This window comes from Pseudomonas sp. PS01298 (assembly GCF_029959745.1).
GTDB classification, from domain to species: domain Bacteria; phylum Pseudomonadota; class Gammaproteobacteria; order Pseudomonadales; family Pseudomonadaceae; genus Aquipseudomonas; species Aquipseudomonas aylmerensis.
Window position 1 is genome coordinate 1 of sequence record NZ_JASCPP010000177.1, and the last position, 7,964, is coordinate 7,964.

A 7,964-nucleotide genomic window follows, 5' to 3' on the forward strand; every position below is an offset into this window, starting at 1 on the left:
GCAGACACCTCGGTCTTCCTGAAAAACCGAGGTGTCTGCATCGCAGGCAAGCCAGCTCCCACAGTTGATCTCCACACCCTTCAAGATCAGGGTTTAAAAGTCATAACTGAGCCGCGTGTAGTAGAACGCCCCTTCCGGCGCGGTCGGCGACAGGTAGCTGTATTGCTGCCCCGGCGTCTGGCGCAGGCGGCTGTTGAAGTCATCGGGTTTGCTGTCGAACAGGTTGTTCACACCGACCGACACCCGCAGCTGCTTGGTGAACGCGTAGTTCACGTCCAGGTCGGTGGTCCATTGCGCACTGAACACCTGGTCGTACTGGGCGTTGGCTTCGGCGGCCGCGTATTTGCGGTACTTGCCGTAGCGGGTCTGGTTGAGGGCAATGGTCCATTGGTTGAGTGTGTGCACCGCGCCGAACACCAGCTTGTCTTCGGGGTAGCCGTGCTCGATAAAGCCCCGGGCTTCGCGGGTCAGCACCTCGAAACCGTTGGGGTTCTCGTGGACTTTCTCGATAGTGGTGCGCGCCTTGGTGTAGCCGGCCGACAGGTTCAGGTCACCGAACTGCGCCAGGTCCAGGTTGTACTTGCCGACGATGTCGACGCCCCGAGTGCGGGTGTCGGCGGCGTTGGTCATGAACTGCGCCCAGGAGTACTGGCCGTAGCCGGCATTGGTGAGGATCTGCTCAGCCAACGGCCCCGAGATACCGCCGCTGAACAACAGGCGGTCGCGAATCGAAATCTGGTAGGCGTCGATGGTCAGCGAGGCATGCTCGGTAGGACGCAGTACCAATCCCAACGAGTAGTTGGTGGACTTCTCCGGCTTGAGCGGCTGTGCGCCGAGGGCCCGCGCTGCCGGGTTGTCGGCCGGCAGCATGCGTGTCAGCACCGGGTTGCCATTGGCATCGAGGTTGGTGGTGGTGGTCCAGGACGTGCCGATCTGGCCCAGGCTTGGCGCGTGATAGGCATTGTTGATCGTGCCGCGCAGCCCCACTTGCGGGGTGAAGTCATAACGCGCCGAAAGCTTGCCGGTGGTGGCGGAGCCGAAGTCCGAGTAGTGTTCGGTGCGCCCGGCAACGCCGACTTGCAGCTTGTCGGTGACCTGGTTTTCCAGGCCGAAATATACGCCGCCGACATCGCGCTTGAAGGTGCCGGCATCGTCCGGGGTCAAGCCCGACGCTTGCACCGCGCCCACCTGCACGTTGTCGATACCGCCGTAGGAGTAGGAGTCGTAGTCCCCGGCCTCGAGGCGATATTGCTCGTGCCGGTAGGCCACGCCAGCGGAGACGGTCAGCGGATGGCTGGACCAGTTCACGTCAAGGTCCTTGGCATAGTCGAGGGTGATGTTGGTCTGATCGTTGACCAGCGTCGCGACGTTGAATTTGGTCGGGCTGTTGGCGCCATAGCTCGGGTTGACGGTGTTGAACGCCAACTCGTCGTGCTCGTCACGGCCATACGTCGCGCTCAGGTCGAAGCGGCCGATGGATTCGTCTTCATAGCGCGTGCCCACGGTGACGGCGCCGTCTTCATAGCGGTAGCGGTACTTGGGAATCGTGCCGCCGGGGTAGATCGACGCGACGTTGTTCGGGCTGCTGGCCAACAGCGGCGGCGTGTTGTTGACCGAGGTGTCCTGGCCGAAGGTGGCGAAGCTGTAGAGCCGCCATTGATCGTTCAGGCCGATCTCGGCATTCGCCGCCAGGTTGTATTTGTCGCGCCCGGCCCCGCCCCAACGCGGGTCTTGCAACTGGCCGTCGGCGACGTATTTGTCGCCGATATCGTCGGGCTTGTTGTTCAGGGTGTTGAAGCTCAGCGTGAGGAAACCATCCCCCGGCAAACCGATGCCGTACCAGCCGTCGGTGGTCTTGCTGAAGCCATCGCCCTGGGCGTACTTGCCCAGTTGCGTGTTGATGCCACCGCCGCTGTCACGCTCCTTGAGCACGATGTTGACCACCCCGGCCACCGCATCCGAGCCGTACTGCGCCGAGGCGCCATCACGCAGCACTTCGACATGGTCGATGGCGCTGATGGGGATCATGTCCAGGTCCACCGGCTGCGCGCCAATGAACGGCACGCCACCGGAGATATTCACCACCGCCGAGGTGTGCCGGCGCTTGCCGTTGATCAGCACCAGGGTCTGGTCGGGTGACAGGCCACGCAGCGAGGCCCCCTTGGGATCCTGCCCGCGCGTGGCGCTGTTGTTCTGCGGAAAGTTGAACGAGGGCAGCAACTGGAACAGCGCCTGGTTAAGGCTGGTGGCGCCGGTTTGCTTGAGTTCTGCGGCGTTGATCACGTCCACCGGGGCCGCGCTGGTCAGGGCGGTGGCGTCGCTGCGGCGGGTGCCGATGGCCACCACGCGGTCCAGGGTCGGTGCCTGGGCGGCGCTGGTATGGGCCTTGACGCTGCTGGTGGCCTGAGCACTTTTGGCCGCACCTTCCTTGATCACAAAGGCGCCGTCCGGGCTGATCTGTACGTGCAGGCCGGTGCCCTTGAGCGCGGCGTCGACCGCCTGCTGCGCCGACAGCGAACCGTCGACACGGGCCGAGGAATAATTGCCCAGTTGCGGCGTAAACGAAATCACCTGGCCGCTCTGGCGACTGATGTCCAGCAACACCTCATCCAGCGGGCCGGGCGCGATGTGGTAGACCAGGCGCGCCTCTTCGGCACTGGCGGCAAACGAAAAAAACAGACTGGCCAACGGCACCAGGGCAAAGGTTCGCAGCGGCACACGGTTGAACTGATTCACTTTGGCTCCCCCCAAGGAAACTCGAGAACGCTGCTCCCCGCAGCGCTTACGGGAGTGATGTGGGACGGCCGCGTTAAAACTTGCAGATCGTTTGGTTATGTCCTTAGAACCCACTTTCGAAGCGCAAACCCTGTAGGCGCTGGCGTGCCTGCGGTGGCATCGACGCGCTGTAACGGGCAGGCATCGCAAGCAAGCCAACGCCCACAAAAAATCAGGCCGCACTAACGGTCACCCACAGGCCGGTGCGGCGGGTGATGTGGATCGGCAAAGTGCGCGCCAGGGTGTCGAGGATCTGCTGGGGGTTGTCCAGGCGGTAGAGGCCGCTCACGCGCAACTCGGCCACGGCCGGATCCAGGCGCAGCACGCCCTGGTGGTAGGGGCGCAGCGCGTCGATGACTTCAGCCAGCGGGCGGTCGCGCACTTGCAGGAAGCCGTCGACCCAGGCAGTCGCGCCGGAAGAACTGGCCTGCATCGGGCCGAAGCCCGTGCGGTCGTAATGCACTTCATGGCCGGCGGCCAGTTGCAGGCGCTCGCCGTTCTGCCCATCGATTTCGACGGCGCCGTTGAGCGCGACGACCTGGCCCTGCCCTTCGCGCTCACGCACCAGAAAGCGGTTGCCGTAGGCGCGCAGGCGCGCCTGGTCGGTCTGGATCAGAAACGGCCGCAGGCGATCACTGGCGACCTTGGCCAGCAGTTCACCTTCGCGCAGGCGCACCAGGCGCCGTTGCGGGTCGAACTGAATGTCGGCCGCGCTCTGGGCGTTGAGCAGCAATTCGCTGCCGTCATCCAGGGTCACGGTGCGCCGCTCGCCGGTGCCGGTGCGCACATCCGCCGTGAGTTCCGACAGCCCCATGGGTTTGGCCAGCAGCACCGCGCCGACGGCCACGCCGGCGCCGGCCAGGGCGATCTGCAATACCTGGCGGCGACTGGACGGCGCCTCCAACGCCTGCTGCACGACTTTGCCGCTGACGCCTTGCGCCTGCGGCACCTGGAACACCCCAAGGCGGGTTTCCAACTGCCGGCACAAGGCATCATGGCGGGGGTCGGCCGCGCGCCATTGGTGATAACGCTGCCAATCCTGCGCCGTGGCCTGGCCGGAACGCAGCAACACGTACCACTGCGTGGCGCTGTCGATCAGTTCGTCGTTCATTCCAGGCACAGCCGCAGGCATCGATTGAAGGCGCGGGTCATGTAGTCGCTGACCGAGCGCTGGGAAATGCCCAGCTCGGCGGCGATTTGCGGGTAGGTCAGGCCATTGAGTTGCGACAGCAGAAAGGTCGCCTTGACCTTCGCCGGCAAGCCGTCGAGCAACTGGTCGATGGCTTGCAGGGCTTCGAGCATTTGCGCCAGGTCTTCGGGCGACGGCGCAGTGCAGGTGTCGTCGGTATCGAGGGCGTCGAGGTAGGCGCGCTCCAGGTCACGACGGCGCCACAGCTGGTACATCAGGCGCTGGGCGATGGTGGTGAGCAAGGCGCGGGGCTGGCGGATCGGCTCCACCGACGGCGAACTCAGGAGCTGGACGAAGGTGTCGGCGGCGATGTCTTCGGCGTGCGCCCGCGAATCGAGGTGGCGGTGCAAACGGCCGCACAGCCAGTCGTAATGACTGCGGAATAATCCGCCCACGTAATCGCTGTGAGAAGTGTCGGCGCCGGACATAGTGGCTCCATCTGAGTAGGTTGCGCGTTATGTCCGGTGTTCCGGTGGGGCGATCCTAGCAAGGCTGCTTATTCTTTAATAATATTTAAAAGGTATTTTTATATAACCTTATTCAAGCGCCGGGTAGCCAAGGCTGGCGGCGTGCTGCTGGTAGTCGAGGAGTACCTGATAGTCGTCTTCGCTGGCCGGCAGCACTGCATGCAAGCCGAGGGTTTCAACCACGTGCGGCAAGTCCTGCAACGCCAGGTTCATGGCCGCACGAATCGTTGCAACCTGCGCCTCACTCAAGCTGTGCGGGCCGATGTAGGGCAAGGTCGGGCTCGGCGCGCTGTGGCTCACCACGCGCAGCCCCGCCACTTCCTGCGGGGCGAAACGGGCCAGGTAGTCGTAAGTGACGCTGTCGATGGCGGCCAGGTCGGCACGGTCCTCGCGCAACCAGCGCAGGCTCTCGCGGTGGGCACCACTGATGCCGACGCTGGAAAAAAACCGACCGTCCTGCTGCAACGGCGCCAAGCGTTCGCGCAGCAGGTTCATGCCGCTGTTGGAGTCGTGGCCATTGATCACACCACGGCTGTTGTAGAACTGCGCCAGGTCGGTGTGCGGGTTGTCCGCGCGGGCCAGCAGCAGGCTGCAATGGGCGCCGTTGCTGCTGTGCGGCAATTCATAACATGGCCGGCCGATGATGCGCACCTGACCACGCAGCTGGGTCATCAGCGGGTAGCCGCAGGTCTGGGTAACGAGCAGTTCAGGGGCCAGCCACAAGCCGAGCAGGTCCAGGTGCGCGGCGTCGCGCCGGCCCAGGCCCAGGCGCTCCAGGATTCGCGTCAACCACTGTTGGTTGGCCTGTTGGATGGGGTCCGGCGCGACATACATCAGCAGCTCGGCGTAGTGATCACTCATGCGGGTCTCTCAGGCAAAGGGGTGGCGCGGGCTGTCGATGGCCTTGAGCCCGTGGCGGCTGATCAACTGACCGTAGCCCTGCACCAGGAACCCGCCGCTGCGCGCCACCCACTGCTCGCGACGGGCGCGGTAGACGGTGGGCAGCAAATACCAGGGCAATTGCGGCAAGTCGTGGTGCACCAGGTGCAGGTTGTTGTTCAGAAACAGCCAGGTCCACGGCCACGACGCCTCGTTGAGCACCGTGCGTTGCTCCGGTTGCGGATGCGGACGGTGCTCATAGTAGGAACGGATCGACGCCAGCGACAAGGCCGGCACGCTGACCAGCAGCAGGTACTGCACGACTGACAGCGCGCTGTAGTGGGCGATGAAACTCAGCATCAGCAGCGTCACCGCGCCGTGGGCCAGCCACATTGGCCAGACCTGTGGCAGGCGCTGCCATTCATGGCGCGCCAGGCGGGTGATCGCCAAGGGCGCGGCCAGCAGAAAACGACCGAGCACGGTTTTGGTCAGCCAATGCACGCCACGTTCGAACAGTGAGCTGTTGTCCCATTGTTGCTGGTTGAGGTAACGGCTTTCCGGGTCGATGCCGGGCAGGGTCAGGTCGTCATCATTGTGGTGCAGCAGATGGCTGTCGCGGTACAGCGTGTAGGGGTACCACACGGCGAACGGGGCATAACCGAGGAGTTTGTTGAGCCGGCGCGAGCGGGTGGGATGGCCATGCAGCAGCTCGTGTTGCACGGACAGCCACAGCGTCACAATGGGAATCAGCAGCACGATACTCAGCCCCACACCCAGCCAGTGGCTGGCGAGGACCACGGCGAACCAGCCGGCGTAGACGCCGATCAACAACAGCCAGGTCGGCCATTCGGTGCGGGCGGTAAAACTGTGCGCCAGGGCTTCGATTTCCCGGCGTTGGGTCTCATCAAGGTAGTTGGCCATCGGCAGCTCAGAGCAGGTGTTTCCTGCTCTGTGCAATGAGGCGCAAAAATCTTGCAGATCGTTTGGTTCTAAGCTTGTAACTCAGTGACCGAACAGGCCGGTCTCGGACTTCTTGGCTTTCTTGTCAGCGCGTTTTTCATCGGCGGTCTTTGCCGGTTTTTTCTTCGCGGCTTTCTTTGAATCCATACCTTTGGCCATGATGCATGCTCCACTTACAGGGGATGTAACACTGGGTATACCACCTATTGCTCCACAGAAGGCGCTTATAATCTCCGGCCCTGGATTATGTTGCGCGAACACCATGCCCGAACTGCACCTCGAACCGCTGGCAGAGCCGCTGTGGCCGCTGCTGAACAAGTTTTACCGCCGCCACGATTCGTCGATGAAGGCACTCAAGGGCGGCCGTTTGTGGGTGGCGCGCGATGGCGAGATTGTCGCCGGCCTGTGCCTCACGCCGGTGGTCGGCGGGCAGTGGCTGACGGGGGTGTTTGTCGACCCGGCGTATCGCGGCCAGGGGCTGGCGGCGCGCTTGATTGAGCAGGCCGTGGCAGATGTGGATGGCACGGTCTGGTTGCTGTGCCATCCGGACCTGGAAGGGTTGTATCAGCGCATCGGTTTCACCCAGGACACGCGGCTGCCGCAGTCCCTCAGCGAACGACTGGTGCGGTACAAACGCAACAAGCCGATGATCGCCATGGGCTTGAACATCGGTGCTTAGAACCTTTGGTGCGGTTCACCGCAGATAATGTGTGATCAGCCGGCAGAGGGCCCATGCTAGCCTCGGGGTCACCCTAGCCCTCTACAGGATGATCATGAAAACGACGCTTGCAGCGCTGTCCCTCACCGCCCTCCTCGCCCCTACCTTCAGCCAGGCCGCCGACGCACCGATCAGCGCCAAGCAGTACGCCAGCGTACTCGCCGGCAGTTGGCGCGACCCCGCCAACAGTGCGCGTGACGGCTATCGTCATCCGCAGCAGACGCTGGAGTTCTTTGGCCTGGGCGCCAGGCAGACCGTGATCGAAATCACCCCGGGTGGCGGTTGGTACAGCGAACTGCTGGCGCCACTGCTCAAGGATCACGGGCATTACATTGCCGCCGTGCAGGCGGCGAGCAGCAGTGCCTATGCGCGGACCTCGGAAGAGAACCTGAAGAAGAAATTCGCCGCCGACCCGGCGCGCTATGCCAAGGCTGAAGTGGTCGAGTTCGACCCCAAGGCGCCGGTGTTGGGCAAACACGGTTCAGCCGACGCCGTGCTGACCTTCCGCAATGTGCATAACTGGGTGGCGGCCGACACTGCCAACGCCACCTTCCGTGCGTTCTACACAGTGCTGAAACCGGGCGGCGTGCTGGGCGTGGAAGATCACCGGGCCAAGGATGGCGCGGACCTGGAAGCGATCAAGGACAGCGGTTACCTGACCACTGCGCAAGTGGTGAAGCTGGCGACCGATGCAGGCTTCAAGCTGGCGGGACAAAGTGAGGTGAATGCCAATGCGAAGGACACCAAGGACTATCCCGGCGGAGTCTGGACCTTGCCGCCGACGTTGAAGCTGGGAGAACAGGATAAGGCCAGGTACGTGGCGATTGGCGAGTCGGATCGGATGACCTTGCGGTTCGTCAAACCCGCGCAATAACCTGACGTGAAATGCCATCAACCTGTGGGAGCGGGCTTGCTCGCGAAGGCGGTGTATCAGTCACGCATGTATCGACTGATAAAACGCATTCGCGAGCAAGCC

The 7,964-nt window shown here is 63.3% G+C and carries 7 protein-coding genes; 2 read left to right on the forward strand and 5 right to left on the reverse strand.

Translation table 11 applies throughout. The features are described from left to right. Positions 1-93: 93 nt before the first annotated feature. From QMX97_RS30730 to QMX97_RS30750, 5 genes are all read right to left on the reverse strand, one after another. Positions 94-2,736 (reverse strand): TonB-dependent receptor, encoded by a 2,643-nt coding sequence (locus QMX97_RS30730; RefSeq protein WP_282398160.1) that lies wholly within the window; start codon positions 2,734-2,736, stop codon positions 94-96. A gap of 211 nt (positions 2,737-2,947) precedes the next feature. After that, complete coding sequence (locus tag QMX97_RS30735; RefSeq protein WP_106802791.1) at positions 2,948-3,886, reverse strand: FecR domain-containing protein; 939 nt, start codon at positions 3,884-3,886, stop codon at positions 2,948-2,950. Continuing rightward, positions 3,883-4,392: a sigma-70 family RNA polymerase sigma factor gene (locus tag QMX97_RS30740; protein ID WP_065909044.1), complete on the reverse strand. Its 510-nt coding sequence runs from the start codon at positions 4,390-4,392 to the stop codon at positions 3,883-3,885. Before QMX97_RS30740 ends, QMX97_RS30735 begins: the two co-directional genes overlap by 4 nt. Before the next feature lie 108 nt (positions 4,393-4,500). Continuing rightward, a complete protein-coding gene (locus QMX97_RS30745) occupies positions 4,501-5,292 on the reverse strand; it encodes a PhnD/SsuA/transferrin family substrate-binding protein (protein ID WP_282398161.1) in 792 nt (263 codons plus the stop codon). Positions 5,293-5,301: 9 nt separating this feature from the next. Continuing rightward, entirely contained in the window at positions 5,302-6,231 is a 930-nt protein-coding gene (locus QMX97_RS30750; RefSeq protein WP_282398162.1) for a fatty acid desaturase, read from the reverse strand. A gap of 301 nt (positions 6,232-6,532) precedes the next feature. Between QMX97_RS30750 and QMX97_RS30755 the strand changes: the two genes are divergently transcribed. Both QMX97_RS30755 and QMX97_RS30760 read left to right on the forward strand, forming a co-directional pair. Further along, on the forward strand, positions 6,533-6,949 hold the full coding sequence (locus QMX97_RS30755) for a GNAT family N-acetyltransferase (RefSeq protein ID WP_065909035.1): 417 nt from the start codon (positions 6,533-6,535) through the stop codon (positions 6,947-6,949). 94 nt (positions 6,950-7,043) lie between these two features. Beyond that, the gene (locus tag QMX97_RS30760) at positions 7,044-7,862 is read left to right on the forward strand and encodes a methyltransferase (RefSeq protein WP_282398163.1); all 819 of its coding nucleotides are present in this window, start codon (positions 7,044-7,046) and stop codon (positions 7,860-7,862) included. Positions 7,863-7,964: the final 102 nt, after the last annotated feature.